This is a genomic window from Luteimonas sp. Soil_N_1, from assembly GCF_057656255.1.
In genome coordinates this window covers 44,838-62,597 of record NZ_JBDGKS010000003.1, presented here as the reverse complement: position 1 = coordinate 62,597, position 17,760 = coordinate 44,838, and the positions used below count along the sequence as shown (strand labels likewise).

The following is a 17,760-nucleotide window of genomic DNA, read 5'->3' as shown; positions in this document are numbered from 1 at the left end:
CGGCGCGCACTGACAGAATCCGAACATCTCGTCGCGATAATCCGGCCCATACGGGGAGTCTGTATGGGAATGTCCTGCCAGGGCTGGTCGAATCACCGGTGTCACGCCATCCGCGGCCCGGACGCGTGGTACCGCCGATGACGCGTCCGGACGGTGTGCCGCCCGCGACCGACTGGACAGCAGGCACCGTCTGCCGCAATTGCGGCGCGGCATGGGGTGATGGCCCCTACTGCAGCCAGTGCGGCCAGAAGGTGGCGCAGCGCCTGCAGCTGGGCGATCTGCGCCGGGAAACCTGGGAGAAGTGGCGGCTGTTCGAACTGTCAGTCGCGCGCACTGCCGGCCGTCTGCTGCTGCGCCCCGGCACCGTGGCCCGCGAATACGTGGCGGGTGCGCGCGTCCGTCATGTGCACCCGCTGAAACTGCTGCTGGTCTGCGTCGCGCTGCTGTTGCTGGTGCTCAATGCGAGCGGTTTCCTGCGCGTCGGCGGCGCCGACTATCGCGATGCGATGGCGATGATGCAGCGCTACGCCAACTGGAGTTTCACCCTCGGCTTCTTCGCGGTGGTCGCCAGCACGGTGCTGGTGTTCGGGCGGCGCCGTTACAACCTGGTCGAGCACATGGTGCTGGCCGCGTACGCATCGGCGGTGATCATCGTGCTGAATCTGGTGAACCAGCTGCCGCTCCTGGCGATGCGCGACCCCGCGCTGGTGCTGCCGTGGCGCGAGGCTGCCAAGTGGTACATGTACGCGGTCAAGGCGGTGGTGCTGGCCCTCGCTTTCCGGCAGTTCTTCGAACTCGACCTGCGCCGCGAGTGGTGGCGCCTGGCGCTCGCGCTGGTCGTGTTCATCGCGATCGACTGGCTGCTGCGACGCGCCTACGCCCATCTCATCGTTGCGATCGTCTACGCGCAAACGCCCTGATCCACGCCGCCAGAGGAATGGCCATGTCCCGACGTTTTTCTGCCCGCTCGTTCCGTCCGTTGCCTGCGGTCTTGCCGCTGGCCTTGTTGCTGGCCGCCTGCGGGGATCGTGAGGCCGCGCCGCCTGCGTCCGCCGCGTCCGCCGGGGCCGACACGCCCGGTCGCGCGGAGCTGGTCGAGCAACTCGCATCGACGCTGCAGGCCTGCTCCTACGACGGCCGTCCCGAACTGCTCGATCCGGCGACGCTGACCGGCGACGCGCCGGCCGACTGCCGCTCGATGGTCGAACAGGTGATGGGCTTCACCGGCCTGCCGCAGAACTTCGTCGTGACTGAAGGTCCGGTCGCGAACGCGGCGGCGGTGATCCTGTTCGACGAGCAGAAGATTCCGCAGCGCGTGATCGCGTTCAACCGCAATTTCCTCGGCGAGGTGCGCGCGGCGACGAACGACAATCCCTGGGCGCCGGTCAGCATCATGGCGCACGAGATCGGCCATCACCTGTCGGGCCACACGATCACCGGCACCGGCAGCCAGCCGCCGATCGAGCTGGAAGCCGACAAGTTCAGCGGCTTCGTGCTGCAGCGCATGGGCGCGAGCCTGGCCGATGCGCGCAGCGCGATGGCATCGCTGGGCGCCGACCACGTGACCGCGACCCATCCCGCGCGCAGCGACCGTCTTGCGGCGATCGGCGATGGCTGGATGGAAGCCTGCAGCCAGGCGGGCCGCGCCGACTGCCAGGCCGGTACCGGCACGGGCACCGCACCGCCCCAGGCAGCACCGCCGCCGCGTAGTGCATCCGTGCGACTGCCGACGCCATCCGCGCAGACCATTCCCTTCAAATACGGGCGTTTCGTCGTCGACGAAACCGGGCGGCTCGATCCCGGACTGCTCGAGGGCCTCGATACGGCGCTCTACGACCTTGCGCAGAAGCAGGGCATCGAGCTGGCGCTGCTGGTGGTCGACGACCTGCATGGCATGAACGCGCAGGACTATGCCTGGGCGATGATGCGGCAGTTGCGGATCGGCAAGCTGGACCTCGGCAATGGCGGCATCTTCGTCGTCGCGCCAAACCAGGGCACTTCGGCGGTGGCCTATGCGCCCGGCGTCGCCAAGCAGCTGGAATTCGGCGATCCGGTCACGCAGTTCGACAGCTGGACTGCCGACGTGTGGCAGCGCGACTGCCAGGACGCCGACGGCTGCGGTGTCTTCACCCGCAGCCTGCTCAACATCGTCGAGTCGCAGATGCGGGTGCTGACGGGCAGCGGACGTACGTTCCAGATCCGCTTCAACGACATCCGGGAAGTGCTCGACTTCACCGCCGCGCGTCAGGCCGAGCGCGCGGCCGGCCGGCCCTGGGACGATGCGCGCGACCAGGCGATCGGTTCGCTGGTGCGCTTCACCGCGACCGTCCGGGATCTCCAGCCGGCGCCGGCGCAGTTCAAGGTCAACGAGGCCATCGTCAAGGACGGCCGCTGGCGGGCGATCACCGTGGAAACCGAAGACGGCAGCGAGGTCACGCTGTACATGCAGCCACAGACCGAACAGCTGATGCCCGGCGGCCGACTCGAGGCCGGCAAGCGCTACACCTTCGTCGGCGAGCTCACCACGGCGGGCCAGTTCCACAGCGGCGCCGGCGTGCAGCAGGGCAATGCGCAGCTGTGGCTCTTCAGCTACGACCCGCTGCAGTGAGCGCCGTAGCGCGCGCACGGCGGCTCCACACCCTGCGCGCATACTGGCTTCCCACCTGCAGGAGAAACGCCATGTCCGTCTTACGACACGCCGCGCTCGCGATCGCACTGATGGGGCTGACCGCCTGCGCGACGTCCGGCGGTGCCGGTATGCCCGAGGGCGTGCCCGCCGATGCCGAACAGGTGACCCGCACCGAATCCAACGGTGACCAGATCACCGAGTACCGCATCGCGGGCCAGCTGCGCGCAGTACAGGTCGTGCCTTCGCGCGGTCCGGCGTACTTCCTCTACGACCGTGACGGCGACGGCAGCATCGACGGCGACCGCGACGACGTGCCGCAGACCTATTTCAGGCTGTTCGGCTGGTAAACCGGTCGCGCGTCGTACGCCCGGTTGATCAGGCGTAGAACGTGGCCGGCGCGCCGTCTTCGACGATCGCGTGCGGCACGAAGCGCGCACTGTCGCGGGTGATCGGTGAGTCGTCTTCGCGGATACCGATGCCGCAGGCGTGATCGCCGACGATCCAGCTGCCGACCATCGGGTAGTGGCCATCGAACGCCGGCAGCGGATGCGCGGCCTGGCGGATGCTCGGGCCGGTGTAGGGGCCATCGCTGTGCAGGCGCTGGCCGTCGGGCAGGTGCAGTTCGATGTTCGCGCCTTCGCGCGAGTGCAGCGGTTTGCGCACCCAGCCGGCGGGCAGGTCGCCGCCGGTGTCGAACTCGGCCGCAAGCAGATTCGGATGCCCGCGATGCCGCTCCCACAGCAGCGGCAGCAGGCCCTTGTTGCTGAGCACGGCCTTCCACGGCGGTTCGATCAGGCGCAGGCCGGATCTGGGCAAAGCGCGGCCGAAGTCGTCGTTGAACAGGTCCTCGAGCGGATACAGCTTGAACAGCGCACCGATCACCGTGTCGTCAAGATCGGTGTAGCGGCCGTCTTCGGACAGGCCGATGTCTTCCAGTGCGATCGCCGCGCCGTGCAGGCCGGCCTGCGATGCGCAATCGCGCAGATAGGCGATCGTGCCCTGGTCTTCTTCCGAGTCGCGCACAGCCGCAAACAGCAGCGGCGGCGGCAGGCTCGACGCGAGGTCGGCGAAGCGGTCGACGAGCGCTTCGTGGATCGAATTGAACTGGTCGGCGTCGCGCGGCAGACGGCCGCTGGCACGCTGGTCCTCGAGCCACTGCCACTGGAAGAACGCGGCTTCGAACAGCGAGGTCGGCGTGTCGTAATTGAGCTCGTAGAGCTTGGCCGGCCCATTCCCGTCGTAGGCGAAATCCAGGCGGCCGTAGAGATGCGGTTCGCGCTTGCGCCAGCTCTCGGCGATCCAGTCGCGGAAGCCTTCCGGAATCGCGAGGCGCTGCATCAGCGCATCGCTCTCGACGATCTCGTCGACCATGCCCATCGCCATCTGGTGGACTTCGACGCTGGGGTCTTCGAGGTCGTGCTCGATCTGCGCCATCGAGAGCGCGTAGTACGCGCGCTCATCCCAGTAACGGGCGCCGTCGATGGTGTGGAACCGGAAGCCGCACTCGGCGGCCTGCGCCTGCCAGTCGCCGCGTTCGACGATTGCGACGCGCCGCACCTCAGCCGCCGGTGCTGCGACCGTTGGCCGAGCGGCCGAAGCCGCCACGATTCGCGGTCACCGCACGGTCCGGCGTCGCCGACACCGGCGCCATGCCGGCGCGACCGGCGCCCGGCGCGCCATTCGGGCGCAACCAGCCCTGGCGGTTGTCGCGGAACGCGGGCGAGGCCTGCGGCGTCTGCTGGGCGAGACCGGCGCGGTTGCCGCCCATCATCTGCGACAGGAAGAAACCGGCCATCAGCGGACCGATGAAGGAATGACCGGTCGAGGTCTTCTGCTCGACGCATTCCTCGGCCGGGAACTCGGCTTCGCAAGCGGCGCGGCTGCTGTACTGCGGCGCGGTGTCGGCGGACTGCAGCTTGGCCTGCTCGAACGCGATGCGGCAGGTGGCGGTGTCGCCGACAGCCTGCGCGCACGTCTCGACCGAGGTGTAGAGGCCGTCCTGCACTTCCACCGGCGCGGTGCGCTGGCAGGCACTGAACAGCAACGGCGCGGTGCCCATCAACAGCAGGGCCGTCGTCTTCGAACGCTTGATGCGTCGCTTGCCGGTGGCGTCCGTCATGTCCTGCTCCGTGTGTTGCGTGTGTCCGGCCGGACATGATGCCCGTCGCCGGTCGCGCGGCAAAGCGCGACGTCTGCGAAAGCGCGACGCCTACACTGGCGTTCAGTCCCGCCACCCGGAATGCCGATGCGTCTCGCCCTGTTGCTGCCGTTGTTGCTGGTCACCACGTCCGCCGCTGCGCAGACGACAGCCCAACGCGAAAGCGCCACCCATGCACGCGCCATCGCCGCCGGTTACAAGGCGCTGACGCTGTGCAGCGTGCAGTTCAATGCCGGGCGCACGCCCGCACAAGTGCAGGCACTGGAGTTCGTCGGCATCTATCCCGATTACCAGGGCGACGTGCTGGCGCTGGACGCGGTGGTCGATGCCGAGGCGCACACGGTATCCGTCGCGTTCGACGACGCGCTGCCGCCGCGCATCGCCGCGTGGCGTCCGAACCTCGGCTGCGCGCAGCTGCCGGTCGGCGCGGGTGTCGATGCGATCGCCGCCTTGCCGCGCTTCGATACCGCGACGCCGGATCTCGATGACCGGCCCTGGCCACTCGGCGAACGCGACGCGACTGCCACGCCACGCGGCGATGCGGCCGCCCTCGACGCCGCTGTCGCCGCCGCGTTCGACACGCCGGACTACGGCGAAGGCCATGCGACGACCGGCGTGCTGGTGCTGCAGGACGGACGCATCGTCGCCGAGCGCTATCGCGACGGTTTCGGCCCGCACACCTCACAGCGCACCTGGTCGGTGGCCAAGAGTCTCGCCGGCGCGCTGGTCGGCGTGGCGCAGGCGGCCGGCGAACTCGATCCATCGAAGCCGGCGCCGGTGCCCGAATGGCAGGCGCCGGGCGATCCGCGCGCCGCGATCACCGTCGATCAGCTGCTGCGCATGAGCAGCGGCCTGCACAGCGACACCGCCGGCAACCGCACCGACGCGCTGTATTTCGGCGGTGTCACCGTGGCCGAATCGGCGACCGGCTGGCCGCTGGCGCATCCGCCGGGCACGCAGTTCCGCTACGCCAACAACGACAGCGTGCTGGCCGTGCATGCCCTGCGTTCGGCGACCGGCGACGAGGCTCGCGCCCTGTCGCGGCCGTTCACGGACCTCTTCTGGCCGCTGGGCATGACCCGCACCGTGGCCGAGACCGACTGGCGCGGCGGCTTCGTGCTGTCGAGCCAGGTCTGGTCGACCGCGCGGGACCTCGCCCGCTTCGGCCTGCTGCTGCAGCATGACGGTGTGTTCGAAGGCCGCCGTCTGCTGCCGGACGGTTGGGTGCGCGCCGCGACCACGCCGTCCGGCCCGCAGCCCGAAGGCGATCTCGGCTACGGCGCCACCCTGTGGCTGATGCAGCGCGCGCCCGGCGTGCCGGCCGACACCTTTGCCGCGATGGGCAACCGCGGGCAGTACGTGATCGTGGTGCCGTCGCGTGGCGTGGTGCTGGTGCGGCGGGGAGAGGATCCGACCGGCAAGCGCTTCGATCCCGCCGCATTCACCGCTGCGGTGCTGGCCGGTCTCGACGGTGCAGCGCGGCCGCGCTGAATCGCAGCTGGTGCGAAACAGGGCCAACAGGCGTCTTTCACTGGCATCAGACAGCCGCGGCCCTAGCGTCGCGTACGCAGCACGTCCTCCTCTACGCCCTCTCGGCGCTGGCGTGCTCGCGGGACCCGCCATGACCAACGACCTCCACAACAGCGCACCGCCTCCTGACCAACGCACGCCCGCCGATACGGCCGTAGACGGTCAGGACGCGCTCGAGGCCCAGTTCAAGGCCGCGCTTCCCCAGGCGTCGTACTACTCGGCCGGTCGCCACTGGAACGACTACGCGCCTGCATACAGGTTCGGTCGCGACAGCCGTCAGCGCCACGCAGGCAGCCGGTTCGAAGAGGTCGAGCGGGAACTCGAGAAAGAATGGAAGGGCGCGCGGGATACCTCGCGGCTGGGCTGGATCGAAGCCCGCGGCGCGGTCGAGGATGCCTGGTCGCAGACGTTGGCGGCCGACGACGACGTCGACGTCGCGCTTGATTCGCCCGAACCCAGGGTCGGCTGAGCACGCTGCCGCAGTTGCGGTGAATACGACGCGGTACCATGGCGCTCTTTGCCGCGGTGCCCGCCCATGACCCGTTCTTCTGATTCCGACGCCCGCCACGGCGTCAGCCGCGACGACGCCGAATCGGCGGTCCGTACCCTGCTGCGCTGGGCCGGTGAAGACCCGGCGCGCGAAGGCCTGCTCGACACCCCGCGCCGCGTCGCCGATGCCTACACAGAGTGGTTCAGCGGTTACGCGACCGACGCCGATGCGTACCTCGCCCGGACGTTCGAGGAAGTTGCCGGCTACGACGAGATGATCGTGCTGCGCGACATCGAGTACGAAAGCCACTGCGAGCACCACATGGCGCCGATCATCGGCAAGGTGCACGTGGGCTATCTGCCGGCCGGCAAGGTGGTGGGCATCAGCAAGCTCGCGCGCGTGGTCGAGGCCTATGCCAAGCGCTTCCAGGTGCAGGAAAAGATGACCGCGCAGATCGCCGGCTGCATCCAGCGCGCCTTGGCGCCGCTGGGCGTGGGCGTGGTGGTGGAAGGTGCGCACGAGTGCATGACCACCCGCGGCGTGCACAAGCGCGGCGTGAGCATGATCACCTCGACGATGCTCGGCAGCTTCCGCGAAGACGCGCGCACCCGCGCCGAGTTCCTGCGTTTCATCGAAGTCGGCGGCAGCCGCCGCTGAGATGTGTGTCCGCCGGCGCTCAGGCACCGGCGAGCGTGTCCCAGCCCATCTTGGCGATCAGCACGACCACCAGGGTTACGAACAGCTTGCGGATCACCGGCGTGCCGCCCCGCAGCGCGAGCCGGGTGCCGGCGAATGCCCCAGCGACGTTCGCCACCGCCATCGGCACCGCGAACGCCAGCAGCACATGGCCCGAGGGCACGAAGAACGACAGCGCGGCCAGATTGGTCGCGATATTGACGATCTTCGACGCCGCGGTGGCGCGCAGGAAGTCGAGCCCGAAGAAGCGGATGAACAGAAAGATCAGGAAGCTGCCGGTGCCGGGGCCGAACAGGCCGTCGTAGAACCCGATCGCCGCGCCCATCAGCAGCGCCAGCCCGAGTTCGCGGCGGCCGACATCGCGCGGCCGGTGCAGCGCACCGAAATCCTTCTTGAGCAGCGTGTAGGCCAGCATCGCGACCAGCAGCACCAGGATCAGCGGCCGCACCGCGTCGCGTGGCAGCAGCGTCACTGCGGTGGCGCCCAGGAACGAGAACACGAAGGCGGTGGCCGCAGCGAACAGCACCGGCGCCCACGGGAACCGCACGTTGCGCGCGTAGCGCCAGCCGGCGGCAGCGGTGCCGAAGAACGAACTGAACTTGTTGGTGCCCAGCAGCGCGGCAGGCGTGTGCTGCGGCAACGCGGTGAACAGGCCCGGCAGCTGCACGAGGCCGCCGCCGCCGACCGCGGCATCGACCAGACCGGCCATGAAGGCGATGCAGACCAGCCAGACCAGTTCGGGAAACAGCGCGTCCACGCGGGGAGCCTGCGGCGGGGGGCGGCAAGCATACGCCTGCCGGGGGCCGGGGCGCGCTCGCGTACAATGTGAGGCCGTTTTCCGCGACAACGCCCCCGTGAAATCCCAGCTCCGCGCCCTCATCGAGCCGCTCGTCGAGCAGGCCATCGCCGCCCTGCGCACCGCGGGCACGCTGCCTGCCGACTTCGCCACGCCCGCCTTCACTGTCGAACGTCCGAAGGACCGCAGCCATGGCGATGCGTCGACGAACGCGGCGATGCTGCTGGCCAAGCCCGCGAAGTCGAACCCGCGCGCGATCGCGCAGGCGCTGGTGGATGCGCTGCCGGTCAACGATGCGATCGCCTCGGTCGAGATCGCCGGCCCGGGTTTCCTCAATTTCCGACTGACCGCGAATGCCTGGCGCGACCAGCTGGTCGCCGTGCACACGCAGGGCGATGCGTTCGGCCGCAACGACAGCGGCGCCTCGCAGACCGCGGGCGTCGAGTACGTGTCGGCGAATCCGACCGGTCCGCTGCATGTCGGTCACGGCCGCGCGGCGGTGATCGGCGACTGCATCGCGCGCGTGCTCGATGCCAACGGCTGGAACGTCAAGCGCGAGTTCTATTACAACGACGCCGGCGTGCAGATCGAGAATCTCGCCCGCTCGACCCGCGCGCGCGCCAAGGGTTTCAAGCCCGGCGACGCCGAGTGGCCGGCTGAGGCCTACAACGGCGACTACATCGGCGATGTCGCACGCGCGTATCTCGATGGCGCGACCGTCGAAGTCGACGGCCACACCGTTGCGGGCGTCGATGACGCCGACGATGTCGACGCGATCCGCCGCTTCGCCGTGGCGTGGCTGCGCCGCGAGCAGAACGAGGACCTCGCCGCGTTCGGCGTCGGCTTCGACGTGTATTTCCTCGAGTCGTCGCTGTATGCCGACGGCAAGGTGGAAGAGACCGTGCGCGAGCTCGTCGCCCACGGCCACACCTACGAGGAAGGTGGCGCGCTGTGGCTGCGCAGCACCGACTACGGCGACGACAAGGACCGCGTGATGCGCAAGTCCGACGGCACCTACACGTACTTCGTGCCGGACGTGGCCTATCACCTGTCGAAGTGGCAGCGCGGCTACACGCGTGCGATCACCGAACTCGGCGCCGATCACCACGGCTCGCTGGCGCGTGTGCGCGCGGGTCTGCAGGCGCTCGATGCGGGCATCCCGCAGGGCTGGCCGGAATACGTGCTGCACCAGATGGTCACGGTGATGCGCGGCGGCGAGGAAGTGAAGCTCAGCAAGCGCGCCGGCAGCTATCTGACGCTGCGCGATCTGATCGACGAAGCCGGCCGCGATGCGACACGCTGGTTCCTGGTCGCGCGCAAGCCCGATTCGCAGCTGGTGTTCGACATCGATCTGGCGCGCAGCCAGTCGCTCGACAATCCGGTGTACTACGTGCAGCTCTCGCACGCGCGTATCTGCGGCCTGCTGCGCAAGCTCGGCGACGCGGGTCTCGCGTTCGATCTGCAGAACGGCCTGGCGCAGTTGCCGGACATGGCGGACGTCGCATTGCGCGACGTGCTGATCGACCTGTCACGCTGGCCGGAAATCGTGGCCGCCGCAGGCGCGCAGCTTGAACCCCACCTGATCGCGACCTATCTGCTGGAGCTGGCACAGGGCTTCCAGACGTACTACAACGATCACCAGTTCCTGGTCGATGACGCCGACGTGCGCGATGCACGTCTGGCGCTGGCCACTGCAGTGCGACAGGTACTGCGCAACGGCCTCACGCTGCTCGGCGTGCAGGCCCCGGAGGCGATGTAATGGCGGCACGACGCGGCAAGACCCAGGCCCGACGCAACGGCGGCAGCTCCGGCGGATTGCCGGGCTGGGCATGGATGATCATCGGTGTGGTGCTCGCGCTGGGCCTCGTGCTGGCGGTGCCGCGCCTGCTCAAGCCCGACTCGCAGGACGGCTTCTTCCGGCCGAGCCCGAATCCCGATGCGCAGCCGGCGGTCAGCACCACGGACGCCGATGCGGAACCCGAACTGCCGACACCTGCGGGTCAGCGTCCGCAGCCGGCGGGCCAGCAGTCCGCTTCCACGGACTACGATTTCTACACGATGCTGCCGGAGCAGGAAGTCCCGATGACGGACGCCGAACTCGCCGCAAGCGCGCGTGCCGAAGCCGATCGCCAGCGCCGTGCCGAAGCCCAGCAGCAAGCGCTGCAGTCCCGGCATCCCGATGCTGCCGATCTGGCAGGTGGTACGTCCACGACCGGCCCGCAGCCCCTGCCCGAAGGTCGACCGGCTGCAGCGCCGCAGCAGACGCCAACGGCCAGCGCGCCGGCGGCCTCGTCGCCCACACCCGCGGCGGCCGGCGACGCGCGCTACATTCTGCAGGCGGGTTCGTTCAGCGCCTCCGGCGATGCCGAAGCGCTGAAGGCACGCATCGCCCTGCTCGGCCTGACCGCGCGTGTGGAATCGGGCGAAGCTGCCGGTCGCACGGTCTACCGTGTACGCATGGGGCCCTACGGCACCGCGACCGATCTGGCCGAAGCCAAGCAGAAGCTGGGCAACGGCGGACTGCCGGCGCTCGCGATCAAGGCGCAGTAAGCCGGCTCACGGCGGTCGACGCGCGTCGACCGCACGTCGTCGCCACACCGACCGCGGGACGCGACCCGCGGACTCAAGCCGTCAGCGCAGCTGCCACCGCCGCGCGCAGGCGCGGATCGTCGGCGGTGACATCGGGCGCAAAGCGGCCGATGACCCGACCGTCGCGTCCGATCAGGAACTTCTCGAAGTTCCACAACACGCCGGGCGCCGGATTGGGTGTCATGCCGTAGCCGCGCAGCTTCTCGCGCATCGGGCCGTCGCCGGTGGCTTCGGTCTGCGCGGCCGTCAGCGCCGCGTACAGCGGATGGATCGCATCGCCGGTGACCGCGATCTTCGAGAACATCGGAAAGCTGACGTCGTAGGTCAGGCTGCAGAACTGCTGGATGTCGGCTTCGCTGCCCGGCTCCTGGCCGGCAAAGTCGTTGGCCGGAAAGCCCAGCACCTCCAGTCCCGCGTCGCGCTTCTCGCGGTACAGCGCTTCGAGACCTTCGTATTGCGGCGTCAGGCCGCACTTGGACGCGACGTTGACCACCAGCAGCACCTTGCCGGCATGCGCGCCGAGGGTGGTCGTGTCGCCGTCGATGGTCTTGAGCGGGATGTCGGTCAGCGGTGCGGTCATGGCGGTACGCTCGCGAAGAAGAAGAGGCCCGATGTTAGCGGCCCACGCGTCTCCACAGACTGACGGTTCGACCACAACCGCCGGATGGGTCCAGCGCGGCGAAACCCATCACCACGCCAATCACGATCCACGCGTCATCGCGCGGAAGCGCGTTACGGTTCCTGCGACCCCTCGTCGTCCTCGTCGCCCGCCACGTCGTCCAGTGCCTCGCCCAGCAACGCCTGCGCATCGGGGCCGGGCAGGGTTTCCACACCGCGCAGGCGGCGCTCGATCGTGCGCGTCTTGCGGCTCGCTTCGCCGAGGCTCTTGCCGACCGTGGTGATCTGCTTTTCGGCCTTTTCGAGAATGCCGGCGAACTTGCCGAACTCGCTCTTCACCGCGCCCAGCACCTGCCAGACCTCGCTGGAGCGCTTCTCGATCGCCAGCGTGCGGAAGCCCATCTGCAGGCTGTTGAGCAATGCAGTGAACGTGGTCGGGCCGGCGAGCACCACGCGGTGTTCGCGCTGCAGCAGATCGACCAGGCCGGCGCGACGGATCACCTCGGCGTACAGACCTTCGGTCGGCAGGAACATCACCGCGAAATCGGTCGTGTGCGGCGGGCACACGTACTTGTCGCTGATCGACTTCGCCTGCACGCGGATCGCGCGTTCGAGCTGCGCCGCCGAACTCTTGAGCGCATCGACGTCACCCTTCTCCTGCGCGTCGATCAGGCGTTCGTAATCCTCGCGCGGGAACTTGGCGTCGACCGGCAGCCACACCACCGTGTCGTCGCCGCGACCGGGCAGGCGGATTGCGAAGTCGACCGCTTCCGCGCTGTCGGGCTTCACCCGCACGCCGCGCGCGTACTGCTCCATCGTCAGCGTCTGCTCGAGGATGTTCTCCAGCTGCACTTCGCCCCAGCCGCCACGGTCCTTGACGTTGGTCAGCACGCGCTTGAGATCGCCGACGCCGGTCGCCAGCTGCTGCATTTCGCCAAGGCCGCGCTGCACCTGCTCCAGTCGCTCGGACACGATCTTGAACGAGGCATCGAGACGCGTATTGAGCGTGGTCTGCAATTTTTCATCGACGGTCGCGCGCATCTGGTCGAGCTTGCTGGCGTTGTCGGCCTGCAGGCGCTGCAGCTGCTGTTCCAGTGTCGTGCGCATTTCGCCGATGCGCTGTTCGTTGCGCTGGGTGAGTTCGTTGAGGCGTGCGCCCAGTGCATCGGCAAAACGCTGTTGCTGCTCCGCGCCTTCGGTGCGCGTCTTGCGCGCATCTTCGGTCAGCGCCGCGCGCAGCACGCCGAGGCGCTCGTCGGTGGTCCGGGTGAAGGTATCGAGCCGGGCATCGGTGCGCAGGGTGAACTCGTCCAGGCGCTGGTCGGTACGCGCGGCGACGGCCTGCAGCTGCGCACCGAAGGCGTCGATGCGCTGCGCCTGCGAGGCCGCGGAGGCATCGAGCTGCTGGCGCAGTTCGCCACGGCCGTCGCGCTGTTCCTCGCGCAGTGCGCGTTCCAGTGTGTCGCTGCCCTGGCCGGGTCGGCGCAGCAGCAGAACGACGAGGATGCCGGTCGCGATGGCGACGAGCAGGAGAATCAGGACGAGCAGTACGAGCGTGGCATTCATCCGGTGATTCTAGCGGTCGGCGTCTCAGCGGCTGCGCCTGCATGAGAAACTCGCATCCTCTCCGGAACACGAGGCGACGACGATGCAGCGCAACCGGTCGATCGACGAAGCGAAACGACGGTTCACCCGGCCGCTGGTGATGGTCGGCCGATGCCTGCTGCTGATCGGCGCAGGCGTGCTGGTGGCCATCCACCTGTTCGCCACAGACGCCGGCGCGCGCGATCTCGGCCGGATCGTCGGCGGCGCCGTCGTGCTGGTCGGTCTGCTCGTCTACGGCTTCGGCCTGCTGGTGTCGACGACCAACCGCGCGCCGCGCGGACGCCGTTGATCCGCGCACCCTCACCGGAGGCTCCGATGTCCGATCTGCCTGTCCTGCCCGCACTCGCACCGGGCCGCTACCGCCATTACAAGGGCCGCGACTACGACGTCATCGGCGTGGCGCGGCACAGCGAGACGCTGGAGCCGGTGGTGGTCTATCGGCCTCTGTACGGTGCGGGCGGCTTGTGGGTGCGTCCGTACGCGATGTTCGTCGGGACCGTCGACGTCGATGGCAGCGAGGTGCCGCGCTTCGCGGCGGTCGAGACGTCCTCGGAGCGCACGGCATGAACGCCATTCCCGCGATCGCGTTGCGCCAGGTCGCCGTAACCGTGTCCGACGTCGACACCGCGCTCGGTTTCTATCGCGACGTGCTGGCGCTCGAATTCCTGTTCCGTGCGGGTCCCGGCCTCGCGTTCCTCGATGCCGGCGGCGTGCGCCTGATGCTCAGCACGCCACAGGGCGCAGGCGAACCGGGCCGCAATTCGGTGCTGTACTTCCACGTGCACGACATCGTGCGTGTTTTCGAGGGCTGCGTCGCGAAAGGGGCCGTGCCGGAACGCGCGCCCGCGCTCGCCGCGCGGATTCCCGACCACGACCTGTGGATCGGCTTCCTGCGCGACCCGGACGGCAATCTCGTCGGGCTGATGGAAGAAGTGCGCGAGGCGCCGCCCGCCACCGGCTGACCGCGCCCCGGCGTCGTGCGATGCTTCGCCGCAGGCCCGGGGAGGTTCGACGATGCGACACCATCCGCTGCGCGGCGCCGCACTCGCGGTCGCCATCGCTCTGCTCGCAGGCTGTGCGGGCACGCCTGTCCAATCGCCGGCGCCGGTCGCACGCGCGGCGCCGGTGATCGACACCGGTACGCTCGCCGGCGCGCCCTACCGCTTCGAGATTCCGGCCGACTGGAATGGCGAGCTCGTCGTGCTGCTGCACGGCTACGAGCCGCGCGGTGCACCGCGCGACACACCCTGGCCGGCCGATCCGGCGACGGCGATCTTCCTCGCCCGTGGCTATGCGGTCGCCGAGAGCGGCTACGCCTCGCAGGGCTGGGCGGTCGCCGATGCGATCGCCGACAGCGAGCGCCTGCGCGCCCACGTCGCCGCGCGGCATGATCCCGAGCGCAGCTGGCTGGTCGGCATGTCGATGGGGGGACTGGTCGCGCTCGCCAGCCTGGAGCAGCACGGCGCGGCCTACGACGGCGCGCTGTCGCTGTGCGGCGTCAACGTGCCGTCGACGCAGGTGTTCGCCGAGACGCTGCGCTCGCTGGCGGCATTCGATTTCCTGTTTCCCGGGGCCGGCCTGCCGGGCGGCAGCCTGTCCGATCCCGCGGCACCACCGCTGGACGATCCGCGCGCCGACCAGACTGCAGTGATGCAGGCGATCGGCACTGCGCTCTCGGCCAACCCCGACGCCGCCGCCACGCTGGCGCGCGCTCTGGAAGTCGCGCCCGATGCGCTCGCCGGCACGCTCAGCCTGCACGTGCTGGTGCAGCGCGAAATGATCGCGCGCGCGGGCGGCCTGCCGGTCGGCAACCGCGACACGGTGTACAGCGGCTTCGGCGACGATGCCGCGTTCAATGCCGGCGTGCGCCGTTACACGGCAGATCCTGGCGCGATGGCCTATCCCGGCGCGACGACCGGCCTGGTCGGCAACATCGCCAGGCCCCTGGTGATCCGCTACAACCGGGACGATCCGACGATCCCACCACGCTGGCAGAGCGTCTATCCCGCACTCGCGGCGGCGGCCGGACAAGCCGACCGGGTGACGGTACTGCCACCGGCGGGCGACGGGCATTGCGGCTTCTCGCCGGCGCAGGTCGACGAGGCCTTCGATGTGCTGACCGCACGTCCGGTGCGCTGATACGCATGGCACGGACAGGCAGGACGCGGAGCGGTATCCGGGCACGCATGACCGCACCGCGCCGATGTCTGCAGGCACCGCTGTGCATGCACGCCCGCGCGGCGCCGTCCGGGCAGCGCGTCGATTGAGCGGGGCCGACGGATCCAGTGATGAAACCGTCGCACCGCTCCGGTTCGAGGTGCGTTATCGCCTGGGCGAGTACGTCGCGTTCGCGGTTGCCGATGCGCTTGCAACCGATGTCTTCGTGCGCGATGCCGCGCGCTGGAAGCAGTGGATCTTCGCCGGCGTTCTCGGACTCTTCGCGACGGTGACCTTCGTCTGGAAGTCGCTGCGTGTCGGGCAATGCGCCTTCATCATCGATGCGCACGGCATCGAGCGGACATCGAGACGCGGCGTATCCGGTGTGCCGTGGACGCGCTTGCGGGCAGTCCGCATCTACCGCCGCGGCTACCTCGTCGAACTGGCGCAGGGCGCGGTCCCGATACCGTTCCGGGTGCTGACGCAGGACGCGCAATGCATGTTCGAACGCCTGGCCGGACCGCTGCTGCAATCCGGCCAGGACTGCGCGATCAACCCGCGCCCGGTACCGGCGCGTTCGCGGTGATGATGTCCGCGGCGCGCAGATCGGACCACACGCCTTCCGGAATCGCGACCGACATCGACTCGACATTCGCTGCAACCTGCTCGGCGTTGCGCGAGCCCGGCACGATCGCCGAGACGACTGCCGGCGCGTTCGCGAACTGCAGCGCGACCGTACGCAGATCGACACCGTGCGCCCGCACGATCTCTTCGGCCTTTGCACGTTTGCGCTCCGAATCCGGCGGCACCGGCTGCGAACCGTAGAGATAGCGGTCGCGACCGGCGAGGAAGCCGGCCAGCAGCGGCGAACCGACGATCACCGAGATGCCGCGCGTGGCGAGATGCGGGAAGGTGTGTTCGAGCGCGTGCGCGTGGTCGAGCAGCGAGTACTGGCAGGCGAGCAGGAAGATGTCGGGATCGGCGACTTCGATCGCGCGCATCGCCGGGTCCGGCGTGTTGACGCCCATGCCCCAGGCCTTGATCAGGCCTTCTTCGCGCATCTTCGTCAGTTCCGGGAACGCGCCGGTGCGGGCCTGCTCGAAGTATTCGAGCCAGCGTTCGCCCATGTCGCCGTTGTCGGGCGACAGGTCGTGCACGAGCACGATGTCGAGCGAATCGATGCCCAGGCGCTGCAGGCTGTCCTCGACAGAGCGGCGCGTGCCTTCGGCGCTGTAGTCGTAGCGGTAGTCGAACGGCGGCGGATCCTTCCAGCTGACTTTCGGCGTCTCTTTCGTTGCGGTCAGCAGGCGACCGACCTTGCTGGAGATGACGTATTCCTCGCGCGGTTTCTGGCCCAGCACATGGCCCAGACGGCGCTCGGAGCGGCCCAGGCCGTACCAGGGCGAGGTGTCGAACAGGCGCATGCCACCGTCCCATGCCGCCTCGACCGTGGACGCAGCATCTTCCTCGGTGACGACCGCCCAGTTGTTGCCGATCGGGGCGCAGCCCAGACCGACGCGCGAGGTCGGCCGGTACTTGCGGCTGCCGGCCGGATTGGTCGGCAACGGACTGGCACCGCGTCGACCCTGCGTCGGCAGGACATCACCGGGCGTGGTCTGTGTGCTGGCCATCAGCGGTGCGGCAGCGAGCGTGGCGGCGCCGAGCGCGGCGGCGGACAGGAAGGTGCGACGTGAATGCATGGAGATCTCCGGCGGCAGGGAATTGCGACCATCGCCTCCCGGCCGTCTGGCCGCCCTGCGTCGATGCCCGCGACGTCACACGGTGCCAGCCCGGCCGGCTGCGCACCGTGAACCGGCTGCGAGGCGACGCCCGGTGCGTATCATCCGGCCTCGATCCGCGGCGGTGACGACATGGGCTGGATGGGCATTTCCGATCTGCCGACCTTCGTGGTCGCGGTACTCGTGTTTCTCGCGATTCCCGGTCCGGGAACGTTCGCACTGCTGACCGCGACCGCGCGCGGCGGCGTGCGCGGCGGCTATGCGGCGTTCTTCGGCCTGGCACTCGGCGACCAGGTGCTGTTGTGGCTGGCCGCAGGCGGCGTGGCTGCACTGCTCGCCGCCAATCCGGTGCTGTTCCGCGGCGTGCAGTGGCTGGGCGCTGTGTATCTGGTGTGGATCGGCCTGCAGTTGCTGCGCAGCCGCGGCGACGGCGCGGGCGTGGTGGCGCTGGGCAACGGCCACTGGTTCCGTCAGGGCGTGCTGATCACCCTGCTCAACCCGAAGGCCGTGTTGTTCTACATGGCGTTCTTTCCGCTGTTCATCGATCCCGCGCAACATCGCGGCTTCGCGACATTCGCCACGATGTCGGCGCTGATCTGCACGCTGGGGCTGCTGTATTGCTCGCTGCTGATCCTCGCGGGCCACGCACTGCGCGCACGCGTCGCCCGCGATCCGCGCATCGCGATGTGGCTGCGGCGGATCGCCGGACTCTGTCTGGTCGGTTTCGGCGTCCGGCTGGCGCTGCCCTGAGGT

At 69.1% G+C, this 17,760-nt stretch carries 20 protein-coding genes; 14 read left to right on the top strand and 6 right to left on the bottom strand.

Features of this window, described 5'->3' with window-relative positions; all coding sequences use genetic code 11:
- The first annotated feature begins 137 nt into the window (after positions 1–137).
- From AC3A4E_RS16065 to AC3A4E_RS16055, 3 genes are all read left to right on the top strand, one after another.
- Entirely contained in the window at positions 138–920 is a 783-nt protein-coding gene (locus AC3A4E_RS16065) for a DUF3667 domain-containing protein (protein ID WP_487632489.1), read from the top strand.
- A gap of 23 nt (positions 921–943) precedes the next feature.
- On the top strand, positions 944–2,608 hold the full coding sequence (locus tag AC3A4E_RS16060; protein WP_487632488.1) for a TPM domain-containing protein: 1,665 nt from the start codon (positions 944–946) through the stop codon (positions 2,606–2,608).
- A 71-nt stretch (positions 2,609–2,679) separates the two neighbouring features.
- On the top strand, positions 2,680–2,976 hold the full coding sequence (locus AC3A4E_RS16055; protein WP_487632487.1) for a DUF2782 domain-containing protein: 297 nt from the start codon (positions 2,680–2,682) through the stop codon (positions 2,974–2,976).
- A gap of 28 nt (positions 2,977–3,004) precedes the next feature.
- On the opposite strand, the gene AC3A4E_RS16050 is transcribed toward AC3A4E_RS16055, so the two are convergent.
- Complete coding sequence (locus tag AC3A4E_RS16050) at positions 3,005–4,186, bottom strand: glutathionylspermidine synthase family protein (RefSeq protein WP_487632486.1); 1,182 nt, start codon at positions 4,184–4,186, stop codon at positions 3,005–3,007.
- Position 4,187: 1 nt separating this feature from the next.
- Positions 4,188–4,721, bottom strand: coding sequence for a DUF1190 domain-containing protein (locus tag AC3A4E_RS16045; RefSeq protein WP_487632692.1), 534 nt, complete (start codon positions 4,719–4,721; stop codon positions 4,188–4,190).
- Positions 4,722–4,874: 153 nt separating this feature from the next.
- Between AC3A4E_RS16045 and AC3A4E_RS16040 the strand changes: the two genes are divergently transcribed.
- The 3 genes from AC3A4E_RS16040 (at position 4,875) to folE (ending at position 7,464) form a co-directional block, all read left to right on the top strand.
- Positions 4,875–6,278 carry a serine hydrolase domain-containing protein gene (locus tag AC3A4E_RS16040; protein ID WP_487632485.1) on the top strand — a complete coding sequence of 468 codons (1,404 nt, stop codon included), beginning with the start codon at positions 4,875–4,877 and terminating at the stop codon, positions 6,276–6,278.
- Between the two features lie 130 nt (positions 6,279–6,408).
- On the top strand, positions 6,409–6,786 hold the full coding sequence (locus tag AC3A4E_RS16035) for a hypothetical protein (RefSeq protein ID WP_487632484.1): 378 nt from the start codon (positions 6,409–6,411) through the stop codon (positions 6,784–6,786).
- Between the two features lie 66 nt (positions 6,787–6,852).
- The gene (folE, locus tag AC3A4E_RS16030) at positions 6,853–7,464 is read left to right on the top strand and encodes a GTP cyclohydrolase I FolE (RefSeq protein WP_232148388.1); all 612 of its coding nucleotides are present in this window, start codon (positions 6,853–6,855) and stop codon (positions 7,462–7,464) included.
- Between the two features lie 19 nt (positions 7,465–7,483).
- Here folE and AC3A4E_RS16025 read toward each other — a convergent pair whose 3' ends face one another.
- Positions 7,484–8,260, bottom strand: a complete 777-nt coding sequence (locus tag AC3A4E_RS16025) for a sulfite exporter TauE/SafE family protein (protein ID WP_487632483.1) — start codon at positions 8,258–8,260, stop codon at positions 7,484–7,486.
- Between the two features lie 97 nt (positions 8,261–8,357).
- Between AC3A4E_RS16025 and argS the strand changes: the two genes are divergently transcribed.
- Complete coding sequence (argS, locus tag AC3A4E_RS16020) at positions 8,358–10,058, top strand: arginine--tRNA ligase (RefSeq protein WP_487632482.1); 1,701 nt, start codon at positions 8,358–8,360, stop codon at positions 10,056–10,058.
- The gene (locus tag AC3A4E_RS16015; protein WP_487632481.1) at positions 10,058–10,849 is read left to right on the top strand and encodes an SPOR domain-containing protein; all 792 of its coding nucleotides are present in this window, start codon (positions 10,058–10,060) and stop codon (positions 10,847–10,849) included. The genes argS and AC3A4E_RS16015 overlap by 1 nt, the downstream gene beginning before the upstream one ends.
- Positions 10,850–10,922: 73 nt before the next feature.
- Here the strand turns inward: AC3A4E_RS16015 and AC3A4E_RS16010 are convergent, their stop codons facing one another.
- Positions 10,923–11,468, bottom strand: a complete 546-nt coding sequence (locus AC3A4E_RS16010; RefSeq protein ID WP_487632480.1) for a glutathione peroxidase — start codon at positions 11,466–11,468, stop codon at positions 10,923–10,925.
- 152 nt (positions 11,469–11,620) lie between these two features.
- Complete coding sequence (locus tag AC3A4E_RS16005) at positions 11,621–13,072, bottom strand: DNA recombination protein RmuC (RefSeq protein ID WP_487632479.1); 1,452 nt, start codon at positions 13,070–13,072, stop codon at positions 11,621–11,623.
- A gap of 82 nt (positions 13,073–13,154) precedes the next feature.
- On the opposite strand from AC3A4E_RS16005, the gene AC3A4E_RS16000 reads away from it, so the two are divergent.
- From AC3A4E_RS16000 to AC3A4E_RS15980, 5 genes are all read left to right on the top strand, one after another.
- Entirely contained in the window at positions 13,155–13,400 is a 246-nt protein-coding gene (locus AC3A4E_RS16000; protein WP_487632478.1) for a hypothetical protein, read from the top strand.
- A 26-nt stretch (positions 13,401–13,426) separates the two neighbouring features.
- Entirely contained in the window at positions 13,427–13,678 is a 252-nt protein-coding gene (locus tag AC3A4E_RS15995) for a DUF1653 domain-containing protein (protein ID WP_487632477.1), read from the top strand.
- Entirely contained in the window at positions 13,675–14,073 is a 399-nt protein-coding gene (locus AC3A4E_RS15990) for a VOC family protein (RefSeq protein ID WP_487632476.1), read from the top strand. The genes AC3A4E_RS15995 and AC3A4E_RS15990 overlap by 4 nt, the downstream gene beginning before the upstream one ends.
- Positions 14,074–14,125: 52 nt before the next feature.
- Positions 14,126–15,250, top strand: a complete 1,125-nt coding sequence (locus AC3A4E_RS15985) for an alpha/beta hydrolase family protein (RefSeq protein ID WP_487632475.1) — start codon at positions 14,126–14,128, stop codon at positions 15,248–15,250.
- Between the two features lie 178 nt (positions 15,251–15,428).
- Entirely contained in the window at positions 15,429–15,854 is a 426-nt protein-coding gene (locus AC3A4E_RS15980) for a YcxB family protein (RefSeq protein ID WP_487632474.1), read from the top strand.
- On the opposite strand, the gene AC3A4E_RS15975 is transcribed toward AC3A4E_RS15980, so the two are convergent.
- Positions 15,820–16,968: an aldo/keto reductase gene (locus AC3A4E_RS15975; RefSeq protein ID WP_487632473.1), complete on the bottom strand. Its 1,149-nt coding sequence runs from the start codon at positions 16,966–16,968 to the stop codon at positions 15,820–15,822. The genes AC3A4E_RS15980 and AC3A4E_RS15975 overlap by 35 nt on opposite strands.
- Positions 16,969–17,139: 171 nt before the next feature.
- Between AC3A4E_RS15975 and AC3A4E_RS15970 the strand changes: the two genes are divergently transcribed.
- Positions 17,140–17,757 carry a LysE family translocator gene (locus AC3A4E_RS15970; protein WP_487632472.1) on the top strand — a complete coding sequence of 206 codons (618 nt, stop codon included), beginning with the start codon at positions 17,140–17,142 and terminating at the stop codon, positions 17,755–17,757.
- Positions 17,758–17,760: the final 3 nt, after the last annotated feature.